The 23,364-nt window shown below is 73.5% G+C and carries 19 protein-coding genes; 9 read left to right on the plus strand and 10 right to left on the minus strand.

The genetic code is table 11. From position 1 onward, the window contains the following. The first annotated feature begins 102 nt into the window (after positions 1-102). On the plus strand, positions 103-2,580 hold the full coding sequence (locus ACFY60_RS25080) for a PQQ-binding-like beta-propeller repeat protein (protein WP_388616670.1): 2,478 nt from the start codon (positions 103-105) through the stop codon (positions 2,578-2,580). Positions 2,581-2,616: 36 nt separating this feature from the next. On the opposite strand, the gene ACFY60_RS25085 is transcribed toward ACFY60_RS25080, so the two are convergent. Continuing rightward, on the minus strand, positions 2,617-3,288 hold the full coding sequence (locus ACFY60_RS25085; protein WP_388616667.1) for a hypothetical protein: 672 nt from the start codon (positions 3,286-3,288) through the stop codon (positions 2,617-2,619). A gap of 131 nt (positions 3,289-3,419) precedes the next feature. On the opposite strand from ACFY60_RS25085, the gene ACFY60_RS25090 reads away from it, so the two are divergent. Together ACFY60_RS25090 and ACFY60_RS25095 are read left to right on the plus strand one after the other, a co-directional pair. After that, complete coding sequence (locus ACFY60_RS25090; protein WP_388616663.1) at positions 3,420-4,016, plus strand: hypothetical protein; 597 nt, start codon at positions 3,420-3,422, stop codon at positions 4,014-4,016. A 143-nt stretch (positions 4,017-4,159) separates the two neighbouring features. Beyond that, on the plus strand, positions 4,160-4,891 hold the full coding sequence (locus ACFY60_RS25095; RefSeq protein WP_388616660.1) for a hypothetical protein: 732 nt from the start codon (positions 4,160-4,162) through the stop codon (positions 4,889-4,891). Between the two features lie 214 nt (positions 4,892-5,105). On the opposite strand, the gene ACFY60_RS25100 is transcribed toward ACFY60_RS25095, so the two are convergent. Next, on the minus strand, positions 5,106-5,300 hold the full coding sequence (locus ACFY60_RS25100; RefSeq protein ID WP_309054895.1) for a hypothetical protein: 195 nt from the start codon (positions 5,298-5,300) through the stop codon (positions 5,106-5,108). A 219-nt stretch (positions 5,301-5,519) separates the two neighbouring features. After that, entirely contained in the window at positions 5,520-8,783 is a 3,264-nt protein-coding gene (locus ACFY60_RS25105; protein WP_388616657.1) for a BTAD domain-containing putative transcriptional regulator, read from the minus strand. A 515-nt stretch (positions 8,784-9,298) separates the two neighbouring features. On the opposite strand from ACFY60_RS25105, the gene ACFY60_RS25110 reads away from it, so the two are divergent. Both ACFY60_RS25110 and ACFY60_RS25115 read left to right on the plus strand, forming a co-directional pair. Continuing rightward, positions 9,299-10,864, plus strand: a complete 1,566-nt coding sequence (locus tag ACFY60_RS25110) for an APC family permease (protein WP_388616654.1) — start codon at positions 9,299-9,301, stop codon at positions 10,862-10,864. Between the two features lie 207 nt (positions 10,865-11,071). Continuing rightward, a complete protein-coding gene (locus tag ACFY60_RS25115; RefSeq protein WP_388616651.1) occupies positions 11,072-11,560 on the plus strand; it encodes a GNAT family N-acetyltransferase in 489 nt (162 codons plus the stop codon). A gap of 24 nt (positions 11,561-11,584) precedes the next feature. Here ACFY60_RS25115 and ACFY60_RS25120 read toward each other — a convergent pair whose 3' ends face one another. Both ACFY60_RS25120 and ACFY60_RS25125 read right to left on the minus strand, forming a co-directional pair. Continuing rightward, positions 11,585-12,064: a carboxymuconolactone decarboxylase family protein gene (locus ACFY60_RS25120; protein ID WP_388616648.1), complete on the minus strand. Its 480-nt coding sequence runs from the start codon at positions 12,062-12,064 to the stop codon at positions 11,585-11,587. A gap of 112 nt (positions 12,065-12,176) precedes the next feature. Next, positions 12,177-12,926 carry a GNAT family N-acetyltransferase gene (locus ACFY60_RS25125; RefSeq protein ID WP_388616645.1) on the minus strand — a complete coding sequence of 250 codons (750 nt, stop codon included), beginning with the start codon at positions 12,924-12,926 and terminating at the stop codon, positions 12,177-12,179. A gap of 144 nt (positions 12,927-13,070) precedes the next feature. Here ACFY60_RS25125 and ACFY60_RS25130 point away from each other — a divergent pair, with 144 nt between their 5' ends. Together ACFY60_RS25130 and ACFY60_RS25135 are read left to right on the plus strand one after the other, a co-directional pair. Then, the gene (locus ACFY60_RS25130) at positions 13,071-13,730 is read left to right on the plus strand and encodes a hypothetical protein (protein WP_388616643.1); all 660 of its coding nucleotides are present in this window, start codon (positions 13,071-13,073) and stop codon (positions 13,728-13,730) included. A 107-nt stretch (positions 13,731-13,837) separates the two neighbouring features. Then, positions 13,838-14,668, plus strand: coding sequence for an LLM class F420-dependent oxidoreductase (locus ACFY60_RS25135; protein ID WP_388616640.1), 831 nt, complete (start codon positions 13,838-13,840; stop codon positions 14,666-14,668). A 12-nt stretch (positions 14,669-14,680) separates the two neighbouring features. On the opposite strand, the gene ACFY60_RS25140 is transcribed toward ACFY60_RS25135, so the two are convergent. Beyond that, the gene (locus tag ACFY60_RS25140) at positions 14,681-15,115 is read right to left on the minus strand and encodes a hypothetical protein (protein ID WP_388616638.1); all 435 of its coding nucleotides are present in this window, start codon (positions 15,113-15,115) and stop codon (positions 14,681-14,683) included. A 201-nt stretch (positions 15,116-15,316) separates the two neighbouring features. Between ACFY60_RS25140 and ACFY60_RS25145 the strand changes: the two genes are divergently transcribed. Further along, positions 15,317-17,902, plus strand: coding sequence for a bifunctional FO biosynthesis protein CofGH (locus ACFY60_RS25145; RefSeq protein WP_388616635.1), 2,586 nt, complete (start codon positions 15,317-15,319; stop codon positions 17,900-17,902). 147 nt (positions 17,903-18,049) lie between these two features. Then, complete coding sequence (locus ACFY60_RS25150; RefSeq protein WP_388616633.1) at positions 18,050-19,222, plus strand: ADP-ribosylglycohydrolase family protein; 1,173 nt, start codon at positions 18,050-18,052, stop codon at positions 19,220-19,222. Here the strand turns inward: ACFY60_RS25150 and ACFY60_RS25155 are convergent. The 4 genes from ACFY60_RS25155 to ACFY60_RS25170 all read right to left on the minus strand — a co-directional run bounded on the left by ACFY60_RS25155 (position 19,207) and on the right by ACFY60_RS25170 (position 23,361). Beyond that, positions 19,207-20,805, minus strand: a complete 1,599-nt coding sequence (locus ACFY60_RS25155) for a sodium:solute symporter family protein (RefSeq protein ID WP_388616630.1) — start codon at positions 20,803-20,805, stop codon at positions 19,207-19,209. The two genes, ACFY60_RS25150 and ACFY60_RS25155, sit on opposite strands and share 16 nt — an antisense overlap. Positions 20,806-21,103: 298 nt before the next feature. Beyond that, positions 21,104-21,304 (minus strand): DUF397 domain-containing protein, encoded by a 201-nt coding sequence (locus ACFY60_RS25160; RefSeq protein WP_388616628.1) that lies wholly within the window; start codon positions 21,302-21,304, stop codon positions 21,104-21,106. Between the two features lie 189 nt (positions 21,305-21,493). After that, positions 21,494-22,354: a helix-turn-helix transcriptional regulator gene (locus ACFY60_RS25165; protein WP_309051385.1), complete on the minus strand. Its 861-nt coding sequence runs from the start codon at positions 22,352-22,354 to the stop codon at positions 21,494-21,496. 308 nt (positions 22,355-22,662) lie between these two features. Beyond that, the gene (locus ACFY60_RS25170; RefSeq protein ID WP_388616624.1) at positions 22,663-23,361 is read right to left on the minus strand and encodes a GPP34 family phosphoprotein; all 699 of its coding nucleotides are present in this window, start codon (positions 23,359-23,361) and stop codon (positions 22,663-22,665) included. Positions 23,362-23,364 lie beyond the last annotated feature (3 nt).

Genomic DNA, 23,364 nt, shown 5'->3' on the forward strand with positions numbered 1-23,364 from the left:
ACACCCCGATCCGCCCCCGGGTTCGCAACCGGGGCTCCGGACAGGAACAATCAGGGCCACGGGGCCGTACCCTCATGGCCCGTACGGGGAGGTGGCAGGCAAGTGGAACAGCTGACGCAGCACGACCCGAGACGCATCGGGCCCTTCGAGGTGCTGGGCCGGCTCGGCGCGGGCGGAATGGGCCTGGTCTATCTCGCGCGCTCGGCGTCCGGCCGGCGCGTGGCGATCAAGACCGTGCGCACGGAGCTGGCGGAGGACCAGCTGTTCCGGGTCCGGTTCACCCGCGAGGTCGAGGCCGCCCGGGCCGTCTCGGGCTTCTACACGGCCGCCGTGGTCGACGCCGACCCGCGCGCCGCCGTGCCGTGGCTCGCCACCGCCTACGTACCCGCCCCCTCGCTCGAAGAGATAGTGAACGAGTGCGGGCCGCTCCCGGCCCAGGCCGTCCGCTGGCTCGCCGCCGGCGTCGCGGAGGCCCTCCAGTCCATCCACGGGGCCGGTCTCGTCCACCGCGACCTCAAGCCCTCCAACGTCCTCGTCGTCGAGGACGGCCCCCGGGTGATCGACTTCGGCATCGCGTCCGGCGTGTCCAACACGCGCCTGACCATGACCAATGTCGCCGTCGGCACCCCGGCCTACATGTCGCCCGAGCAGGCCCGTGACTCGCGGAGCGTGACCGGCGCCAGCGACGTCTTCTCGCTCGGTTCCATGCTCGTCTTCGCCGCCACCGGGCACGCGCCGTACCACGGCGCCAACCCGGTCGAGACGGTCTTCATGCTGCTCCGCGAAGGCCCGGACCTGGAGGGGCTGCCCGAGGAGCTGCGGCCCCTCATCGAGTCCTGCATGCAGATGGACGTCTCCCGGCGGCCCACCCCCGCCGACCTGCAGGCCCAGCTCGCCCCGCACCTCTTCGGCCCCGGCAGCGACGACAGCGGCACCGCCTCGGCGTGGCTGCCGCAGCGCGCCACCGCCATGATCGAGGCCCGGCGCGGCGGCCGTCCCACGGCCGCCCCGCCGCCGATGCCGCCCGGCCCGCCCCGCCGCCCCGCCGACCGTTCCGCCGACCCGCGCTCCCCGGAGCCGGCCGCCGTCGGCGGCGGACGCCGCCCGGAACCCGCGCCGGTCGGTGGCGGCCGGCACGCCGGTCCCGCCGAGGAGGCCGCCGGACCCGTCCGCCTGAGCGGCGCCACCGTGCCGATCGGTCCCGGGCCCCGGGTCGCCGACACGCGCGCCGCGCTCGCCGTGGGCCGGGGTGCCGACGCGGGTCCCGCCACCGGCTGGATCCGCCCGCCGATCGGCGGCCCGGGCGGCGCGGAGCCCGGCCCCGCCCCCGGCACCCGCCTGCCCGGCGCGCCCGGCACCGGCTCCCACGGCGCCCCGCCGCAGGGGGCGCCGGCGCACGGGGCCGGCGAGGCCGCCGCCCCGCCGGCGGAGCCCGGCCGCTGGCGCCCCTGGCGTTTCCGCATGTCGAACGACGTGTGGGGGACCCCGGTGGTCGACGGGGACCTTCTCTACGTCACCTCCTTCGAGGTGCACGCACTGGACACGGCGAGCGGCCGGCGCCAGTTCAAGACGCGGGACGTCGCCTGGTCGATGGCGGTCGCCGGGGGCCGGATCCACGCTTCCGACGGACCCACGCTCTACGCCCTCGACGCCACCGACGGCAGCGAGCGCTGGCGGCTGCACACCGACGCGTGGGTGTACTCGCTCCAGGTCGACCGGGGCACGGTCGTCACCGGCACCCGGGGCGGCGGCGTCCAGGGCTGGGAGGCCTCCAACGGCGCCAAGCTGTGGGAGATCACCGGCGCGCAGACGGACTTCGAGACCCCGGAGGCGGGCCCGGCCGTGCACGGCGACACCGTGTACGTCTGGCGGAACGCCCGGCTCCAGGCCCTCGACGCCCGCACGGGCACCGAGCGCTGGTCGTACCCGGTGGGCGACGCCGCCTCCTGCGGCGGTGTGCCGGTCCGGGTGGCCCCGGCGGAGGACGGCTGTGTGTACGTCTCCGCCGGCACGCGGGTCCTGTCGATCGACATCGCCGCCGGGCACGTCCGCTGGCACTTCGAGGCGCCCGCCGTCTTCCTGTCGCCGCCCGCGTTCGCGCCCGGGCCGGCCGTCACGGGCGGCGGTGTGTACCTGGCCGACCACCTCGGCACGGTGTACGCGATCGACGCCACGACCGGCCAGGACCGCTGGCGGATCGCCACGGAGGCGCGCCAGTCGACCGAGCCGGTGCTCGTCGCCGACGGCAACATCCACGTGGGCAGCGGCAGCGCGCTCTACACCCTGGACGCGGTGACCGGCACCCCGCGCTGGCGCTTCGCGGCGGGCGGCGAACTCGTCGGCTCCCCCGTCGTCGCCGACGGCCGGGTCCACTTCGGCTCCGCCGATCACGTCCTCTACACCCTGGACGCGACGGGTGGCCAGCTGCGCTGGAAGCTCGCCACCGGCGGCGAGATCACCGGCTCGCCGGTCGCCCGGGACGGTGTCGTGTACGCGTGCAGCAAGGACCGCTGCGTGTACGCCCTGGACGCGGTCAAGGGCACGGCCACGGCGGGGCGGAGCGCGGCACCCCGCCCGTAGGGAGCCCGGGCCCGGGGGGTTCGTCCCTCCGGGCCCCTAGGGGTTGTTCCACCGGTCGCGGTCGGGGTCCCGTTCCCGGCCGTCCGGGTCGGGGACGTCGTACGACCGGGTCGGGGCGTCGTACGGGGGCGGCGTGCCCCGGTCGTACCCCTCGCTCCCGCCGTACCCGTCCCTGCGCGTGTGCGCGTCCGGGTCCGTGTACCCGGCGTGCTCCTCCGGAGGCGGTCCGACGGGCGGGCTCGGGTGGGCGGTGTGCCCCGGGGGCGTCGACACCTCCTCGGGGGCCCGGCGCGAGCGGGCCCTGCCCGCCATCAGCAGGGCGCCGAGGAGCAGCAGCACCCCGCCCAGGAGCGCGAGGGCGACGCCCGTCCCCAGGCCGCGGCCGTCCGGGTCGACCGTGAGGCCGTCCTCGGCCTGCCCCACGCGCACCATCCACAGAACGGTGAAACCGAGCACGACGAGGCCGGCGAGGGCCACGAGCAGCCGCGAACGCAGGACGACACCCACGAGGGTGAGGAGTGCGGCGAAGGCGAGCGGCAGCAGGACCGAGCCGATGACCTCGGCCCTGGAGTCGGTGATGCCGGCGAACAGGTCCTCGATCCGGTAGTCGCGCCCGTGACGGCCGTCGTACCAGGCACGGAAGGGGCTCAGGACGGCGGCCGTCGCTCCGGCGAGGGCCAGGATCGAGCCGACGACGTTGCGGATCATCGGCGGCCTCCTTCGGGTCCGGCTCTCCTCCCGACGCTACGCCGCCCCCAGGAGCCCCGCCACGCGGCGCCCGGCCCCTCGCTAGGGTGGCGCGGACACGACACATCCACGGGTGGAACGGGGAAACGGCGATGGCACGGACGCGTCTGAAACTCGCGGCGGCGCTCACGGTGGTGGTCCTCGCGCTGACCGGTTTCCAGACCGGCAAGGGCGGCAGCGGCGGCGGGGGCGGCAGCGGCAAGAGCCGCGGCGGCGACTCCGACGGCGGCGGCTGCTCCAGCTCCCGCAAGTCCAACAATGACTGGGGCGACGGCGGGGGCGGTTCCGGTTCGGACGACGTGTACGGCAGCGACTCGGGCTCCGGCTCCGGCTCGGACACCTACCCGACGGAGCCGACGCCCACCGGCACCGCGACCACGGGCACGGCCCGCGCGACGGCCGAGGTGATCGACTGCGTGAAACCCGCCCGGAAGCGGGCCAAGGGCAAGCCGGCCCGCGCCGCGGACACGGCGGGCGTCGTCCGCGTCACCCCGGCGGACTGGACGGTCAAGGGCACCTTCGAGGTCCGGGTGGAGTACAAGGACGCCCGGGGCGCGACGGTCGACGGCTGGACGGTCGACGTCACCCTGGGTGACGGCGGCCCGGAGACCGCCGACGTGTTCATGCGCAAGCCGAAGGCGGTCGACCGGGTACGGAGCTGTGTGGTCGCGGAGATCCGCGAGCGCTGACGGGAACGGGCGGGCCGAGGGCCAAGGGCAGCCTGCACAAGCGGAGTTGAGGGATCGGCGGTGCAACCGGGCGTCGAAGGGAAAGCGTCCTCAGGACAGTTGAGTACGGCGCCCGGCACCCACACCTCTCTCTGGAGCTGCCCGTGTCCTCGCCCTCCGCGTCCCCGCTTCCCGAGATCCCCCTCACCCTCACCCCGCAGCAGGCCGCCCAGGGCGTGATCATCACCGTCCGGCTGCCCACGGGGCCCGAGCACCTCACCGTCCGCCCCTGCCGCGACGGCGAACTCGTCGCCGCCCGCCTCGGCGAGGGCACCGTGTACCTCCGCATCAAGGTCGCGGGCGCTCCCCGCAAGAGCGGCGGCCTCGGCTGCCTGGCCGTCCTCGTGGTCCTCGGCGCGCTCGCGGGCGGCGCCTTCCTGCTGACCGACGACGGCGACGGCACCCCGTCCGCCACCCCGGCCACGAGCACCTCCACCCCCTACGAGACCCCGGCGACGACCCCGTACACGCCTCCGGCGTACACCCCGACGTACGTCCCCTCGTACACGCCCTCGCTCCGGCCCTCGTACCGCCCGACGCCCGTGACGACCCCGACGGCCGAACGCCCCGACCCGTACGAGAGAGGCACCTGCCTCAACGGCCGGCTCCCCGACTCCACCACGCCCCGGAGCGTCACCGGCGTCGACGAGGTCCCGTGCACCGCCGCCGACGCCCACTACCGGGTGATCCAGACCTTCCCCTTCACCTCCGACATGAACAAGTGCGAGGCCAACCCGCGCACGCAGTACGCCTTCTCGCACCGCTACACCATGAACGGGCGCGTCGTCAGCCAGTACGTCTACTGCCTGATCGGCCTCGGCTCGTACGCGCGCTGACCGGTGCGGGCACGCGGAAGGGGCCGGGCATCTGCCCGGCCCCTTCTGATGGCGGTCCGCTCGCGTCGCGCACGGGCCCTGCCCGGACGGCTCCCCCCTGGTGCCGTCCGAACGTCCCCCGAACCCGTGTGCTCCCCCGTCGACCGGACCCCCTCGTGGTGGCCCCGGCAGCTCCCCCGAAGTCGCCGCCGGAACCGTCCCCGTCGGGAGTGGTCTACTTGGCCGGCTCCGACGTGACGTGCAGGTTGTTGGTCGAGGCGCCGCCCTCACCCAGCACCTTGTCCGCGATGGCGTCGGCCGGCTCCGAGGTGACGTGCAGGTTCTTGGTGCCGATCTGCTCGGTCTCCCCGCCGGTGACGTGCAGGTTCGCAGGCTTGACGGTCGGGTCGGTGGCGTCGATCTCGGCCATGGTGTTCCCCTCCTGGTGGATGGCTGGCGTGCTGGGCGGGGAGCCCGTCCGGTCGTTCCCCCGTGGACGGTCGGACGGGCTCCCCATGGGCCGCTCACCCTAGTGCGTGGGGGTGACAGCCCCTGGTCGACCCGCCTGCCCCCCGACGCGACGGATCGTTGAGAACCACTCTGGCCCGTCGCGATAAACGAATGATGAACGTCCCCCGCGGCCGCGGGCTCAGGCCGCGGCCTGAGGGGTGAGCAGCGCCCTGACCTCGGCGGCCTCCGCCACGCCCAACTCCTCGTAGATGTCGAGGGCTTCCTGCCAGCAGACGCGGGCGCGGCCCGACTGGCCGAGAGCGTCCAGCGCCCTGCCGAGCACGGTGAGGACGTTGCCCCGGCGCCAGTCGCCCCCGATGCCCCGCAGGACCGTCAGGGCCTTCTCGGAGCCCGCCGCGGCCGCGCCGTAGCGGCGGGCGGCGATGTCCACTTCGGCCAGCCGGAAGAGGGTCATGCCCTCCCACAAACGTTGCCGGCTCTCGACGAACACGGCGAGGGCCTCACGCAGCTGCCGGGTCGCGGCGGCCAGTTGGCCGTTCTCGGTGAGGGCGAGGCCGAGTGCGTAACGGCCGTTCGCTCCCTTCAGCGAGTGCCCCATCTCGTCGTACATGGCCGCCCCCTGCTGGGCCATGCGGATGGCGTCCTCCCGCTGGCCCGCCGCCAGGCGCAGCCGCGACAGGTTGCACAGGGCGGAGGCCTCGCCCGCCCGGTCACCGACGTTGCGGAACTCGTCGATGGCGTGGGAGAAGTGGCGGTCGCCGTCGGGATGCCGCCCCTGGTAGAGAGCGACGGCCCCCATCACGTTCAGCGCCCAGCACATGGGCAGCCGGTCCTCCACCGAGCCGGCCAGTGCGGCCACTTCCTCGGCCTCGCGGGCGGCCTGGTCGAAACGGCCCTGATAGTGGTGGACGTACGCCAGGGTGTTGGCCGCCCGCCCCTGCGCCCGTACGTCACCGGCCGCGCCCGCCGCCTCGCGCAGGACCGTCGCCACCGCCTCGTACTCCCGGGAGTTCGCGCCCGACTCCGCCAGGTCCAGGGACGCCCACAGCAGGTCCACCGCGCGGCGGAGGGTCGTGGGGCCGGTGGCGGACTGGCGTACGCAGGCCAGCAGGCAGTTGGCCTCGGCGTAGAGCCAGTCCTGGGCCTCGTGGCGGTCGGTGAAGGTGAGGCCCTCGTACTCGGTGGGTTCGAGGTGGTCGACCAGCCGGTCGCCGGGGCGTTCGATGGCGTACACGCGGGCCGCCGTCGAGAGGTAGAAGTCCAGGAGCCGCGAGAGCGCGGCCTCCTTCTCCGTCGGTGGCTGCTCGTCACGGTCGGCGCAGGCACGCGCGTAGAGCCGGACCAGGTCGTGGTAGCGGTAGCGGCCCGGCGCGGCCGATTCGACCAGGGAGGTGTCGACGAGCGCTTCGAGGAGGTCCTCGGCGTCGTGCGGCGGCAGGTCGAGGACGGCGGCGGCCGCCGCGAGGGAGATGTCCGGGCCGTCGGCGAGACCGAGGAGGCGGAAGGCGCGGGCCTGGGCCGGCTCCAGCTGGCCGTAGCCGAGTTCGAAGGTGGCCTTGACGGCGAGGTCGCCCGCCTGGAGCTCGTCCAGGCGCCGCCGCTCGTCGGCCAGCTTGGCGGCGAGCACCGACACGGTCCAGGTGCGGCGCGCGGCCAGCCGGGAGGCGGCGATGCGGATGGCCAGCGGCAGGAATCCGCAGGCGGCGACCACGTCCAGGGCCGCCTCGCGCTCCGCCGAGACCCGCTCCTCCCCGACGATCCGGGTGAACAGCTGGAGCGCCTCCTCGGGGGACATCACGTCGAGGTCCACGAGGTGCGCGCCCGCCAGGTCGACCATCCGGATCCGGCTGGTGACGAGGGCGGCGCAGCCCGCCGTCCCGGGCAGCAGCGGCCGGATCTGGGCGGCGTCGCGCGCGTTGTCCAGAAGGACGAGGACGCGGCGGCCGTCGAGGGTCGACCGGTACAGCGCGGCCCGGTCCTCCAGCGAGTCCGGGATGGCCGCGTCCGGGGTGCCGAGGGCGCGGAGGAACGAGCCGAGCACCGTCTCCGGCGCCGCCGCGCGGGCACCGGCGCCCTGGAGGTCCACGTACAGCTGGCCGTCCGGGAAGTGCGGCCGCGCCGCGTGCGCGACGTGCACGGCGAGCGTGGTCTTGCCGACGCCGCCGATGCCCGCCAGCGCCGACACGGCCATGACGTGCCCCTCGGCGGTGGCGAGCCGGTCCCCCAGGTCACGGACGAAGGAGGCGCGGCCGGTGAAGTCGGGGACGGTGGCCGGGAGCTGCGCGGGCCGGGCGACGGCCGTGGCGGCCGGGGCGGGCTCCTCGACGGGGCGGGCGAGTTCCGCGTCGGCCCGCAGGATGCGCTGCTGGAGCCGGGAGAGTTCGGGGGCCGGGTCGACGCCGAGTTCGTCGGCGAGGAGCCGGCGCGTGTCCGCGTACACGGCGAGTGCCTCGGCCTGCCGGCCGCTGCGGTACAGCGCCAGCATCAGCAGTTCCCGCAGCCGCTCGCGCAGCGGGTGCGCGGCGGTGAGCGCGGTCAGCTCGGAGACGGCCTCGGCGTGCGCGCCGATCTCCAGGTCGACGTCCAGCCGGGTCTCCAGGAGCCCGAGCCGCCATTCCTCCAGGCGCGCCCGCTGGGCCTCGGCGTACGGGCCGGGTACGGAGGCGAGCACCTCGCCGTCCCACAGGTCGAGCGCCCGGGCGAGCCGCTCCCGCGCTCCGGCGCGGTCCCCGGCGGCCCGCAGCTTCTCCGCCTCCGCGGCCAGGTCCTGCGCGGTGGTGACGTCGAGCGCGGCGGTCCGCAGGGCGTATCCGCCGGACTCACTGACCAGCACCTCGGGGCCGAGGACCTTGCGGAGGCGGGAGGCGTACGTGCGGACGGCGGCGAGGGCCTGCGACGGGGGCTCCTCGCCCCAGAGCGCGTCGATGAGCTCGGAGGCGGTGGCGGTCCGCCCGCCGCGCAGGAGCAGCGCGGCGAGGAGGGCCCGCTGCTGGGGGGAGCCGGTGGCCAGCGGCGTCCCGTCCCGCCAGGCGCGGACGGGTCCGAGGACGCCGAAGCGCAGTCCGGTGGCGGTGGCGTCGCCGACGGCGGAGGCCGGAGCGGAACCGGTGCCGGCCGGGAGCGCGCCGGCCGAGGTGCCTGCCAGGAGCGCGCCTGCCGGGAGCGCACCGGTCGCGGTGCCGGCCGGGGCCGTGCCTGAGCCGGTGTCCGCGGAGGCCGTACCGGAATCCGCGCCGCCGGGGGCGGTACGCGGTCCGGAAGCCGTACCAGGAGCCGTACCGGAATCCGCGCCGCCCAGGACCTCGTCCGCCCGCGCCGCGCCCGGGCGCGTGCCGTCCCGTGGCACGCCGAGTTCCGCCCCGGCGTTCTCCCCGGCCGGGGCTGCCGCTCTCGTCCTCCGAGTCCGCTGCACCGGAACTCGCGGCCCGTCCTCACGGTCCATAGCTCCCCCTGCCCGTACCGCTGGTTTCGCCCACGACAGTCTGCCTTGTCCGGAGGGAGTCCGTCAGCATCGGGGCGGCCGTTGCGGAGCCGTTACGGAGCCGTCCTCCGCGCCGCTCTCCGGTGTGCCTCCCGTCCGTCCCCGGGCCTCCGGAGGGCGCGTCGCGGCAGCCGGCGGCGGCATACGGCGGATTCAGGAGGCGGAGGTCACACGGAGCCGCCGGGTGTCCGCGATGCGGGCGTACGGCGCGCCACAGGCCGCTGTCCGTACGGGCCGCGGAGCCGCGGAAAATTCCTCGGGAAATTTTGGAAACGGACATTTGGGGTGCCGCTGCGGTTCCCGCATAGCGGACGGCGGCCGGACGACCTACCAGTTGGTCGGTCCCGGTTGGTTGTCGATCTTTCAATCATCGGCGACAGGCCCAGATCGCCCTCGCAATGCAAGGCATTTGATCGTCAACTTCGGCGGATTGAGATCTTCCGGATGTGGAAACCGCAGCACTTAACGTCCTGTTCATGACTCAGGTGGAAGCACGGCCCCAGGCCGGAGACACGGTAAGGGGCGTCGACGCCCCGGGCGACACCCACGGCGTTCGCAGCAAGGGCCTCGGAGGAAACTCCGTCGGCCTCCTCGGCAGTGCCGTCATCGGCATCTCGACGGTCGCCCCCGTCTACTGCCTGACCTCGACGCTCGGTTCCACCGCCGGCGAGGTCGGACTCCAGATGCCCGCCGTGTTCCTCGCGGGCTTCCTCCCGATGCTCCTCGTCGCCTTCGCGTACCGGGAGCTCAACCGGGTCATGCCCGACTGCGGCACCTCCTTCACCTGGACGGTGAAGGCCTTCGGTCCCCGCATCGGCTGGATGTGCGGCTGGGGCCTCGTCATCGCGACGATCATCGTCCTCTCCAACCTGGCTGGCGTCGCGACCTCCTACTTCTGGCTCCTCGCCGGTGAGATCAGCGGCAGCGAGTCCGTCGCCGCCCTGGACGACAACAAGGCCGTCCACATCGTCACCTGCCTCGCGCTCATCGCCGCCGCGACCGCCATCAGCTACCGCGGCATGACCGCCACCAAGGGCGTGCAGTACGCCCTCGTCGGCCTCCAGCTCGTCGTCCTCGCCGTCTTCGTCGCCCTGGCCCTCACGAAGGCCGGCTCCTTCGAGACCTCGGTCGACTTCTCCTGGTCCTGGATGAACCCCTTCGCGGTGCAGTCCTTCGCCGCCTTCACGGCCGGACTCTCCCTCTCGATCTTCATGTACTGGGGCTGGGACGCCTGCATGGCGACCAACGAGGAGACCACCGGCAGCGCCAAGACCCCGGGCCGCGCCGCCCTCATCGCCATGGTCGTCCTGGTCGGCTCGTACCTGGCCACCGGCATCGCCGCCCAGATGGCCGTCGGCTCCGGCGACCAGGGCCTCGGCCTCGCCAACCCGGAGACCTCCGACAACGTCTTCGCCGCCCTCGCCGGACCCGTCATGGGCTCCGTCCTCGGCGTGCTCCTCTTCGTCGCGGTCCTCGCCTCCGCCGCCGCCAGCCTCCAGACGACCTTCATCCCGGTCGCCCGCACGGTCCTCGCGATGGCCACCTACGAGGCCCTGCCCGGCTCCTTCACCAAGGTCCACCCGGTCTTCAAGACCCCCGGCAAGGCCACCGTCGTCGCCGGCGTCGCCACCGGCGTCTTCTACACCGTGATGACCCTGGTCAGCGAGAACGTCCTGGTCGACACCATCTACGCGCTCGGCCTGATGATCTGCTTCTACTACGCGCTGACCGCCTTCGCCTGCGTCTGGTACTTCCGCGGGGAGCTGTTCCGCTCCGGCCGGGACTTCGCCTACAAGGGCCTGATGCCGCTGCTCGGCGGGCTCATGCTCACCGCCGTCTTCGGCAAGACGCTGTACGACATGTGGGACCCGGCCTACGGCTCCGGCTCCGCCGTCCTCGGCGTCGGCTCGGTCTTCGTGATCGGCGTCGGACTGCTGCTCCTCGGCGTGGTGATCATGCTGATCATGCAGCGCCGCAGCCCGGCCTTCTTCCGGGGCGAGGTGCTGACCAAGGAGACCCCGTCGCTGGTGGTCGCCGACTGACGGGACCGGGCGCGCGGGACTCCTGAGTCACTGAAACACCGTCCCGCGCCCCCGGTCCCACCGGCTCGTCCGGTCCGACCGGTCCACCGGCTCCTTCCGAGCCGTTCCGAGAACGCGAAGGTGGCGGGCCCGTGGGGGGTCCCGCCACCTTCGTCGTCCGTGCTTCCGCGCGGGCGGGGGCGTCCGGCGCGTCCCTAGGATGCGCTCATGGGAAGGATGGACGTGGACATGGCGAGGGGCGGGGCGGCGGCCCCGGAGTGGACGCTGCGGCCCGGGCGCGCGGAGGACGTCGGGGCGATCGCCGAGCTGCGGGCCCTGGTCATGCGCGAGGACCTGGAGCGGCTCGGCCTCTACGACGAGCGCCGGGTGCGGCAGCGGGTGCTCGACGGTTTCTCCAGGACGTACACCTCGGTCATCGAGACCGGCGGCGCGTTCGCGGGCTCGGTGACGTTCCGCCCGGGCGGGACGGGCGGCGGCCGGTACCTGGAGCACTTCTACCTCGCCCCCCACGCGCAGGGCAGAGGGCTCGGGACGGCGGTACTGCGCCGCCTGCTGGACCGGGCGGACGCGGAGGGAGCGTCCGTCCGCCTGCAGGTGCTCCGGGGCAGCGCGGCCCGCCGTCTCTACGAGCGGGAGGGATTCACGGTCGAGTCCGAGGACGCGATCGACGTGTTCATGGTGAGGGAGCCCCGCTGAGCACTCCGGCCCCCGGGGCCTCCCTCACGGCTGCGGGAACGTTCCGGCGGGCTGCCGGACGCTGACGTTGATCCGGTTGAAGAAGTTGGTGATCGCCACCATCAGCACGATCGAGGCCAGCTGCTTCTCGTCGAAGTGGTCGGCGGCCGCGTCCCACACCGGGTCCGGCACCGCGTCCGCGGCGTCGGCGAGCCGGGTCGCCGACTCCGCGAGCGCGAGCGCCGCCCGCTCCTCGTCGGTGAAGTACGGGGTCTCGCGCCAGGCGGCGACGGCGAACAGCTTCTCCTCGCTCATACCGGCCTTCCGCGCGCTCCTGGCCCCGAAGTCGACGCAGAAACCGCAGTTGTTGATCTGGCTGGCCCGCAGGTGCACCAGCTCCAGGATCGACTCGGGGGCACCACCCTTGCGACTGGCCTTCAGCAGCTCCTGGATCGCCTCGGCGGCGCCCGGAAGGAGGTAGGCCGGGTTGGACATGCGGGCGGTGGGGACGTGCGTCGTCGCCATGGTGATCGCTCCTCGGCGGTCTCGTGTGCGGTGGCGCCGCTCCGGTGCGGCGCCTTCACCTCACTGACGGAGCGCGTGAGGGGGATGTGACACGAGCCGGAAAACTTTTTTCTCACGCCTCCGCGATCAGGGCCGTCGCGACCGTGCGGAAGCCGAGCCGGCCGTACAGCCGGGCCACGTTCCCGTCCGACGCCGTCAGGAACACCAGCTCCACGCCCCGGGCCCGGGCGTCCGCCACCAGCGCGGCCGTGACCGCGAGCCCGAGGCCCCGGCGGCGGGCCTCCGGCAGGGTGCCGACCCCGACGACCTCCGAGACGGGCCCCACGGTCTGGTGCTGGCCGGCCGCCAGGGCCGTCCCCGACGCGTCGAAGGCCGCCGCGAGCCGGGTGTACCCGGCCCGGATCCGTCCCGCGACCCGCTCCGCCGCGCCCGGCTCGGGGGTGGCCCCGAAGGCCCCGTAGGGGGCGGCGACGGCACTCTCCAGACCCGGGTCGTCCGCCTCGACCACCCGTACGGTCACCCCCTCCGGGTCCGGTACGGCGCTCCCCTCGTCCGACAGGACCATCAGCGGGTGCTCGTGCACGGTGAGACCGCTCGCCTCCACCGCCGCCCGCAGCCCCGGGGACGTCTCCGCCACCCACTCGAACGCCTCCGGCACGCCCAGCTCGCGCTGCCGGGCCCGTACCTTCTCCACGGCCCCGGCCGGCACCTCACCGGTGTGCCCGAGCGCCGGGCGCGCGTAGTACGGCCAACCCCGCCCCTCCTGGACGAAGAGGGTCAGGGGGCCGAAGTCCTCGGCACGGGCGGAGGAGCGGGGGACGGCGTCGTAGAACGCCTCGATTCGTCGCAGCACGCGCGCCACCGTAGGGGCGGCCCCCGCCGGGGCGCAGCCGGATTTCGCCTCCGGGGGCGGAAACCGGCCGACGGGCGCCGCCCACGGAACCGGCGTCCGCGCGGATCCGTCCCCCTGGACACGGACGGGCGGGGCGGGAACGAGGGGGACGGCATGAGCGGTACGGCGCACACCTGCCCGGGCTGCGGGCGCGACGACCGGGTGCAGGCCGTGCCCGCCGTGCACCTGGCGGGCCGGGACGTGGTGACCCGCCGGGAGCGGAACCGGGACGGCGACCTGCGGACCGTCACCCGGACGGTGACCACGGGGCTCTCCGACGCGCTCGCTCCGGTGCCGAGGCCACCGTCGTACGCGATCGGCTGCCTCGGGTTCCTGGCGGGAGCCGTCGCCGCCGCCGCGTTCCTCTTCGGGGTCACCACCGGAGCCTGGTCCGGCGACGAGCCGGCCGGGGACCCCATGGGCCCGTGGCACCCGCTGCCGGGGGAGGCGTCCGCGGGCGCCACGGCCGCCGAGGTGTCCACGATCGCCGGCTGGACCTCGGTCGCCGCGCTCTGCGTCGCCCTCCTCGTCCTCGTCGAGCTGTGGCGCCGCCGCACCGCCCACGCCCACCTGACGCGCGGTCGCGGCCGCGCCGAGGAACTCTGGTCCCGGGGCTGGTACTGCCACCGCTGCGGCACCGTCCACCTCGTCGGCGCCCCCGGCGAGGACCGCACCCCGCTGACCCTCCAGCACTTCCGGGAGAAGGTCTGGACCCACGGCGGTTACGGGGCCCTCGCCGCCCGGCAGCGGGCCGTGGACCCGGGACGGCGGTAGGGGCCCCTGCGCCCCGCCCCGCGACCCTGCGCCCCGCCCCGGTCCCCGCCCGAGCCACTCACGCCGTACCTCTCGGAAAACCGGCCCGCACCCCCTACCGTGCCGCTATGCGGATCTCGACCACGATCTTCCTGACCGACGAGACCATCACGCCCGTGCGGCTCGCGCGCGAGCTGGAGTCGCGCGGTTTCGCCGGGCTCTACCTGCCGGAGCACACCCACATCCCCGTCTCCCGGGAGACGCCCTACCCGGCCGGGGGGCCGCTCCCGCGCGAGTACGGCCGGACGCTCGACCCGTTCGTGGCGCTCGGCCAGGCCGCCGCCGTCACCGACCGGCTCGGCCTCGGCACCGGCATCACGCTCGTCGCCCAGCACGACCCGATCGTCCTGGCCAAGCAGATCGCCACCCTCGACCACCTGTCCGGCGGCCGGTTCACCTTCGGTGTCGGCTACGGCTGGAACCGGGAGGAGGCCGCCGACCACGGCGTCGACTGGTCCTCCCGCCGGGCGGTCACCGACGACCGACTCGCCCTGATGCGGGCCCTGTGGGCGCCCGAGCCGACCGCGTACGAGGGCCGGCACGGCTTCTCCGTGCGTGCCTCCGAAGCCTGGCCCAAGCCGGCCGGCGGCGCCCCGCGTACCCTCCTGGGCGGGGCGGCGGGCCCGAAGCTGTTCGAGCGGATCGCCACGGCGGCGGACGGCTGGCTGCCGATCGGCGGCCGCGGTCTCACCACCGCCCTCCCGGCCCTCCGCACCGCCTGGGAACGCGCGGGCCGCGACCCGAAGGCCCTCCACGTCGTCCCGTACGCCGTCCACCCGAACCCCGGCAAGCTGGCCCACTACGCGGAGCTGGGCTGCGAGGAGGTCGTGCTCCAACTCCCCCCGGCCGGCGAGGCCGAGGTCCTGCGCGCCCTGGACGAGTACGCGCGCTACCTGTAGGGGGCCGGGAGGTCAGGACGGGCGGAAGCAGCGGGAGACGACGGTGACGCCGATCAACGCCTTCGTCTTCGACGTCGGGTCCTTGCGGTTGTCCATGAGCTGGAGCTCCACCGCGTAGTCGCCGTCGGGTGCCTCGGCCCGCAGTGTCGGCGTCTTCGCGGGGCTCTCGTCCGGACCGTCCTGCGTGACCTTCCAGCCCTTCGCGGGAAGCGTGGTGCGCATGCGCTCGTAGGCCCGCTCCAGCTCCTCGTAGGGAAGGTCGTAGATGCTCCACGGGTGGTCCATCTGCTCCACCTCGTCCGACGCGTAGCCCTCGCACTTCAGCGGCATGGGACCCCCTTCGGTCACCTTCCCCTTCAGGCCGATCATGTCCAGGACCTGGCTGGACGTGCGCTGCGTCCCCTCCCGCATCTGCGCCTCGTCGCGTGTCTCGGCGTTCTTCCCCATACTCGAACATCCCGTCAGAAGGGCGCACACCAGCAGGGCGGGCACGGCCAGTCTGAGCTGCCAGGTCGGCATGGTGGATGGGCCCCCGTCGCTCGTCGTCCGGCGGCCCATCCTAGAGAGAATGATCTTCGGTCGGCTGAGTATCCCTACTCAGATCAGCGGCCCGTCCCGCCCGCGGTGGCCCGCTCGTATGCTCGGGGCATGACGGATCAGCAGGCAGCACCCCCCACCCGGAACGCCATGCGCCGCGCCCTCAGACGGGCCAGGGACGGGGTGGCGCTCGACGTCGCCGAGGCGGCCGTGCTGCTGCGGGCGCGCGGGGAGGACCTGGACGAACTCGTCGCCTCCGCCGGGCGGGTGCGCGACGCGGGCCTGGCGGCGGCCGGGCGTCCCGGGGTCGTCACGTACTCGAAGAGCGTCTTCATACCGCTCACGCGGCTCTGCCGGGACCGGTGCCACTACTGCACCTTCGTCACCGTGCCCGGCAAGCTCCGGGCCGCGGGGCACGGGATGTTCATGTCGCCGGACGAGGTCCTCGACGTCGCCCGGCGCGGCGCCGCGCTCGGCTGCAAGGAAGCGCTCATCACCCTCGGCGACAAGCCGGAGGACCGCTGGCCCGAGGCCCGCGAGTGGCTCGACGCGCACGGCTACGACGACACCCTCGCGTACGTGCGGGCCATGGCGATCCGCATCCTGGAGGAGACCGGGCTGCTGCCGCACCTGAACCCCGGCGTCCTGTCCTGGACCGACTTCCAGCGCCTCAAGCCCGTCGCCCCCTCCATGGGGATGATGCTGGAGACGACCGCCACCCGCCTCTGGTCCGAGCCCGGCGGCCCCCACTACGGGTCCCCCGACAAGGACCCGGCCGTCCGTCTGCGGGTCCTGGAGGACGCGGGACGCTCCTCGGTCCCCTTCACCTCGGGGCTGCTCCTCGGGATCGGGGAGACCCTGGAGGAACGGGCCGAGTCCCTCTTCGCGCTCCGCCGCGTCGCCCGCTCCTACCACTCCCTCCAGGAGCTGATCATCCAGAACTTCCGCGCCAAGCCGGACACGGCCATGCGCGCGATGCCCGACGCCGCACTCGACGACCTGGTCGCCACGGTCGCCGTCGCCCGGCTCATCATGGGCCCGTCGGCCTGCATCCAGGCCCCTCCCAACCTGGTCGACGCCGAGTACGAGCGGCTGATCGCGGCCGGCATCGACGACTGGGGCGGCGTCTCGCCGCTCACCATCGACCACGTCAACCCCGAGCGGCCGTGGCCGGCGATCGAGGAGCTGGCCGCCCGGTCCGCCGCCGCCGGGTTCGAACTGCGCGAACGGCTCTGCGTCTACCCCGAGTTCGTGACCCGGGGAGAACCCTGGCTCGACCCCCGGCTCCTCCCGCACGTCCGCGCCCTCGCCGACCCCGAGACGGGCCTCGCGAACCCCGACGCGGAGGTGCGCGGCCTGCCCTGGCAGGAACCCGACGAGGCCTTCACCGGCACCGGCAGGACCGATCTGCACACCACCATCGACACCACGGGCCGCACCCACGACCGGCGCGAGGACTTCGACGAGGTGTACGGGGACTGGGAGGCGCTCCGCGAGGCCGCCGCCCCGGGGATGGCGCCCGAGCGCATCGACACCGACGTCCGCGAGGCCCTCGCGGTCGCCGCCGACGACCCGACGCGGCTCACCGACCCGCAGGCGCTGGCACTGCTCCACGCCGACGGGCCCGCGCTCGACGCGCTGACCCGGATCGCCGACGACGTCCGCCGGGCGGTGGCCGGCGACGAGGTGACGTACGTCGTCACCCGGAACATCAACTTCACCAACGTCTGCTACACCGGCTGCCGTTTCTGCGCCTTCGCCCAGCGGCGGACCGACGCCGACGCGTACACCCTCTCCCTCGACCAGGTCGCGGACCGCGCCCAGCAGGCCTGGGACGTCGGCGCCGTCGAGGTGTGCATGCAGGGCGGCATCCACCCCGACCTGCCCGGCACCGCCTACTTCGACATCGCGCGGGCCGTGAAGCGGCGCGTGCCCGGCATGCACGTGCACGCCTTCTCCCCGATGGAGGTCGTCAACGGTGCCACCCGCACCGGGCTCTCGATCCGCGAGTGGCTGACCGCAGCCAGGGAGGCCGGACTCGACTCGATCCCCGGGACGGCCGCGGAGATCCTCGACGACGAGGTCCGCTGGGTCCTCACCAAGGGCAAGCTGCCCACCGCCACCTGGATCGAGGTCGTCACCACCGCGCACGAGCTGGGCATCCGGTCGAGCTCCACGATGATGTACGGGCACGTCGACCAGCCCCGCCACTGGCTCGGCCACTTCCGCACCCTGGCCCGCATCCAGCGGGAGACGGGCGGCTTCACCGAGTTCGTGACGCTGCCCTTCATCCACACCAACGCCCCGGTCTACCTGGCGGGCATCGCCCGCCCGGGCCCCACCGTCCGCGACAACCGGGCGGTCACGGCGATGGCGCGCCTCCTGCTCCACCCGTACATCCCCAACATCCAGACCAGCTGGGTGAAACTGGGTGCGGAGGGCGCCGCCGAGATGCTCCGCTCCGGCGCGAACGACCTCGGCGGCACACTCATGGAGGAGACCATCTCGCGCATGGCCGGCTCGGGTTACGGCTCCTACCGCTCGATCCGCGACCTGGAGGCCATCGCGGAGGCGGCCGGCCGCCCGGCGAAGCCCCGCACGACCCTGTACGGCGAGGTCCCGGAGGAACGGCAGCGCGCGGCCCGCGCCTCCGACGGGCACCTTCCGGAGCTGCTGCCGGTCCTCCAGGAGGACTGAGACGGAACGGGGCACAGTGCGGTCAAAAGCGGCCTGAGGGGCGTCGGATCACATAACGCTGTGGCCCCCGAACAGGCGTACCCGGTCGATTACAGTGCTGAGCAGACCGGTGGACGGGCAGGCCGGTGGACGGGGGGAGGGCACGTCGTGGCGACGACCGCCGCAACCGGGACGGCCGCGACGGGGACGGCCGCGACCGCCACGGCCGGGTCCGCCCCCGTCGTCTGGGGCCGCGCCGAACAGCAGGACTTCCGGTCCCGGGTCCGGGGCTCCCTGCTCGGGGCCGCCGTCGGCGACGCCCTCGGCGCCGGGGCGCACGGCCTCACCCTGGACGCGATCCGGGAGGCCCACGGCGAGGACGGGCTGACCGGACCGGTCCCCGTCTTCGGCCGCAGGGGGGCCGTCACCGCCGCCACGCAGATGGCCCTGTTCACCGTCGACGGCCTGATCCGCGCCCAGGTCCGCCGCGACCTCGGCGTCTGGCACCCGCCCACCGACATCCACCGCGCGCACCGCCGCTGGATCGCCACCCAGCACGACTGGGGCCCGGACGAGCGGCGCCCCGACCTCGGCTGGCTGGCCCGCGAGGAGTGGCTGTACGCCCGCCGGAACCCGCCCCGGGCCTGCCTCACCGGTCTCGGTGACGAGCACCTCGGCACCCTGGACAGGCCGAAGAACCCCGAGGCCGCCGACTCCGGCGCCCTGCCCCGCTCCGCCCCCTTCGGCCTGCTCGTCGGCTGGGAACCCCAGCTCGTCTGCCAGCTCGCCGTGGAGTGCGCCGCCCAGACCCACGGCGCCCCCGCGGCCATGCTCGCGGCGGGCGCCTTCGCCGTCACCGTCCACGGCATCGCGCGCGGCGGCCCGGTCGAGGCCGCCGTCGACGTCGCCCGGCACCAGCTCCTCGCGCGCCCGGGCCACGAGCCGGTCGTCGCGGCCCTGGACCGCGCCCTCGGAGCCGTACGGGAAGGGGCGCCGGACCCGGAGCGGGTGGCCGCGCTCGGGGCGGGCGAGGACCGGGCCGAGGGGCAGTTGGCAGCGGCCGTCTACTGCGCCCTGGTCGGTGAGGACGTACGGCACGGGCTGCGCCTCGCGGTGCACCACGACGGGCCCTCGGCGGTGACCGGGGCGCTCACGGGCGCGCTGCTCGGGGCCCTGCACGGCGAGACGGCCCTCCCGCCGGCCTGGCTGGCCGAGCTGGAGGGCCGTGCGACGGTGCTGGAGCTGGCGGACGACTTCGCGATGGAGATGACCCAGGGGGCCGCGCTGCACGGCCCCGGGGCCTCCTCCCCGGGCTGGCTGGCCCGCTACCCGAGGGCCTGACCGGTCCGGTCCCCGCCGGGGGCCGGACCCTGCGGGGGTACGGCGGCCGTACCGCCCGACGTGCCGCCGCTCCCGCCGGCCGGTCTGCCGCCCGCCGGGCTGCCGTCGTCGGAGTGCAGCCGGTCCAGGACGGCGTCGCGCTCGGGGGTGTCCTCCGGCTTCACGTGTCCGATGAGGACGTAGAGGAGGAGCGAGGTGGCGAGCGGCGAGACGATCTGGATCTGGAGCTCGATGCCGTCCAGGCCGTAGTTGGTGAGCCAGAAGGCGAAGAGGCCGGCCGCCCAGGAGACGAGCGCGGCCGTCGGCCCGGACTTCCGGAAGGCGCGCAGCAGGCCGAGCATGAAGGGGATGGCGATCGGCCCCATGAGCCCGGCCACCCACTTGATGACGACCGTGATGATGTCCTTGAAGGTCGGGGAGTTGACCTGGGTGGCCACCGCCATCGACAGGGCGAGGAAGGCGATCGTGGACCAGCGAGCGGCGAGCAGTCCGGCCCGCTGCGACCAGGTACGGGCCGCCTTGCTGAGGACGGGCGCGATGTCCCGGGTGAAGACGGCGGCGATCGCGTTCGCGTCGGAGGAGCACATCGCCATGGTGTGCGAGAAGAAGCCGACGATGACCAGCCCGAGCAGCCCGTGGGGGAGGAGTTGTTCGGTCATCAGGGCGTAGGAGTCGGAGGCGTCCGCCTTCTGCGGGGTCACGAGCAGCGGCGCCACCCACATCGGGAAGAAGAGGACGAGCGGCCAGACGAACCAGAGGACGGCGGAGAGGCGGCCTGAGCGGGTCGCCTCGCGGGCCGAGGGAGTGGCCATGTAGCGCTGGGCCTGGTTCCACATGCCGCCGCTGTACTCGAAGGTCTTGATGAAGAGGTAGGCGAGGAGGAACGTCAGCGTGTACGGGCCGGCGGTGGGCGCGGTGTGCCCCTGGAGTTCGGGGCGGTCCCACACGGTCCACAGGGCGCTGAACCCGCCGAGCTTCGCGAGGACGGCGACGAGCATCGCGATGCCGGCGAAGAACTGGATGACGAACTGGCCGAGTTCGGTGAGCGCGTCGGCCCACAGGCCGCCGACCGTGCAGTAGATGCCGGTGACGACTCCGGTGATGAGGATGCCCTGGTTGAGGGAGATCCCCGTGAAGACGGAGAGCAGGGTGGCGATCGCGGCCCACTTGGCGCCGACGTCCACGATCTTCAGCAGGACGCCGGACCAGGCGAGGGCCTGCTGGGTGGGCAGGTTGTAGCGGTTCTTGAGGTATTCGAGCGGCGAGGCCACGTGCAGACGTGAGCGGAGCCGGTTGAGCCGGGGCGCGAAGAGGTGGGCGCCGACGGCGATGCCGATGGCGATGGGGAAGGACCAGGTGACGTAGGAGGTGACGCCGTAGGTGTAGGCGATGCCCGCGTAACCGGTGAACATCACGGCGCTGTAGCCCGACATGTGGTGGGAGATGCCGGAGAGCCACCAGGGCATGCGCCCGCCGGCGGTGAAGAAGTCGGAGACGTCGTCCACCCGCTTGTGGGACCACACGCCGATCGCGACCATCACGCCGAAGTAGCCGATGAGCACAGCCCAGTCGAGACTGTTCATGGAGCCCCCTCCAGGGGTTCTGGTCCGCCTTGACAATCCGCCTTGTGAACGCCGTTCATCGTGTGGGGAGTTGGGGGGCGGAGACAACGCGGTGGAGGGTCAAGGGAGAGTAAAATCGTTCGCTTTGCTGACCCTGGTTCATGTCTGTGAACTCTGGAGAGGGTGGCGCGGGCATGCGAAAGCCCCCTGGGCGGGGGCTCGGGCCTATTGGCGGGTCAGGCGGGGGCGGACATGCGTGAGCCCCCTCGGCCAGGACGGCGGACCGGACGAGAGGGCTCCTCGGGAGGCGCGTACGGAATCAGAGGGTTCCGTTGCTCACCTGGCCGACGAAAGCGTTCCACGAGCCCGGTCCGAAAGAGAGGGACGGGCCTTCGGGAGCCTTGGAGTCCCGCACCGCGACGGCGGCGACGACGGGGGACCGCACTTCGACGCAGGCCCCGTTCCCGCCGGAATACGAGGACTTCGTCCAGGTGTCCGTAGCACCCTGAATAATCGCCATTCTGCTCAACTCCGGTTCTGCCCGTAGGTCGTGCCACCGTGGTCTCGATGGCGTGATCGACGCTACTCGCCGGTCCCGGGCCGCGGGACCGGCGTTCACACGACCGGGTGGCATATTCCAGTCGGGGGTTCCGCGCGGAGCGGTGGGCGGTGTACCGTACCGGCCCCCGCCCCGGCGACCGCGTTCCGGTCACCCCTGGGCGTACACCTTGGCCTGCTTCGCGATGAACTCCCGGGTCTGTTCCACATTCAGCGCCTGCGCCCGCAGGTGCTCGTACATCAGGGAGTATTTGGCCACATCCGGAGCCTTCTCCAGATAGAGGTCGCTCGTCACGCCCTCGATGTAGACGACGCTCGAATCGGAGGCGTCGGGGAACTCCAGGATCGAGTACTGGCCGCTGATCCCCGGGTGCGCGCCCATCTCGAAGGGCAGCACCTGCACCGTCACGTGCGGCAGGAGCGACTGCTCGATCAGGTGCTCCAGCTGCTCGACCATCAGCTGCTTGCCGCCGACGACCCGGCGCAGGGCGCCCTCGTCGATGACCGCCCACAGCCGCAGCGGACGCTCCTCGTCCCGGATCCGCTCCTGGCGCCGGGTGCGGACGGTGACGCGCTTCTCGATCTCCGCCGGCGTCGACTCCGGCAGCGCGCCGGAGATCACGGCCTCCGCGTACGCGTGGGTCTGCAGCAGTCCGGGGATGACCTGCGGTTCGTAGACGCGCAGGCTCTCGGCGTCCGTCTCCAGACCGATGTAGACGCTGTACGGAATGTCGCCGAAGGCGTGCCACCAGCCCTGCTGGCGCGAGTCCTTGGCCATCTGCATCAGCGAGTTGACCATGTGCTCGTCCTCGACCTCGTACACGCCGCACAGGTCACGGACGTCACGCTGGCTGATGGAACGGCGGCCGTTCTCCAAGCGGCTGATCTTGGACTGGGAGACGAGGAGGCGCTCGGCGACCTGCTCGGCCGTCATGCCTTTCGCCTCCCGGAGCTTGCGCAGCTCCTGTCCCAATCGGCGTCGCCTGACGGTGGGGTTGACGTTGGACGCCACGGAAACTGCACCTCCGGCTGTCTGCTGGGTAGCTGTGAGTGTCTACCGCTTGGCAGACTGCCACCAAAGGAGCGGTGTGCGCTGGGAAACGGGCACAACGCACGTGTGCGGGGCGGCCGTCGGGCCGCCCCGCACAGCTGTGCGGCCCGGACGGTGGCGCGTGAGGCGTCCCGCCCGGGCCGTACGGTGCCAGGGGTGGTGCCCGTACGGGGGTGGTGTCCGTACGGTGAGTGGTGCGGGTGGTGCGGTGGTGCTCGGTGTGCCGTGGTGCTCGACGTGCCGGCGGTGCGTGGGGTGCGTGCCGTACGTCAGTGTGCGGCGGCGCGGGCCATGCTGCCGCGCGGCTGGGCGGGAACGCCCGAGGCGCCGCGGCGTGGCTGGGCCGCCACCCCGTTCTGGACGTCCATCACGGCGTGCGCCACGAGACCGCCCATCGGGTCGTGCCGGATCAGGTCGCGCAGCCGGGACCGCGACGACCGTCCTTCGTTGCCGGGATACAGGTGCTTGCCGAGACCGACCGCGTGGGCCAGTGCGGCGAGCGCCGCGGTCCGCGGGTCCGGCGGTACGCCGGTGCGGATCGCACTGTCCAGCCGGGTCTTGATCTCCCGGCTGATCGCCGTGTCCGTCGCCTGGTAGCGAGTCGTCGGCAGCACCCCGCACATCGGGCCCTCCACGGCATGCACCATGCCGCATCGCTCCAGATGCGAGAGATACGTCTGGCGAAGCCCCAGTCGGGGCCCGCCGATCCAGTGGACGGCCCGTACCGGACTGCCGCGCCTGCGCAGCAGTTCCAGTGCGGAGTCCAGGGTCGGATCTCCGGTCGGCCGTGGCATCACCACGGCGATACGATCCCCGTCAGGGGCTATCCGTCCTGCCAGAGCCAGCTCCACTAGCTGTGCTCCGGCCAGGCCGAGGTCGAGCGACTGCGGCTGCGCTGTGGTACCCGTGGTCGGGTCCAGAGCGAGCAGCAGAAGCTCCTCCGGAAGTGTTCTGCGGCTCCTGCCCATCCA

Source organism: Streptomyces sp. NPDC012827, assembly GCF_042900905.1.
Classification (GTDB): Bacteria; Actinomycetota; Actinomycetes; order Streptomycetales; family Streptomycetaceae; genus Streptomyces; species Streptomyces gulbargensis.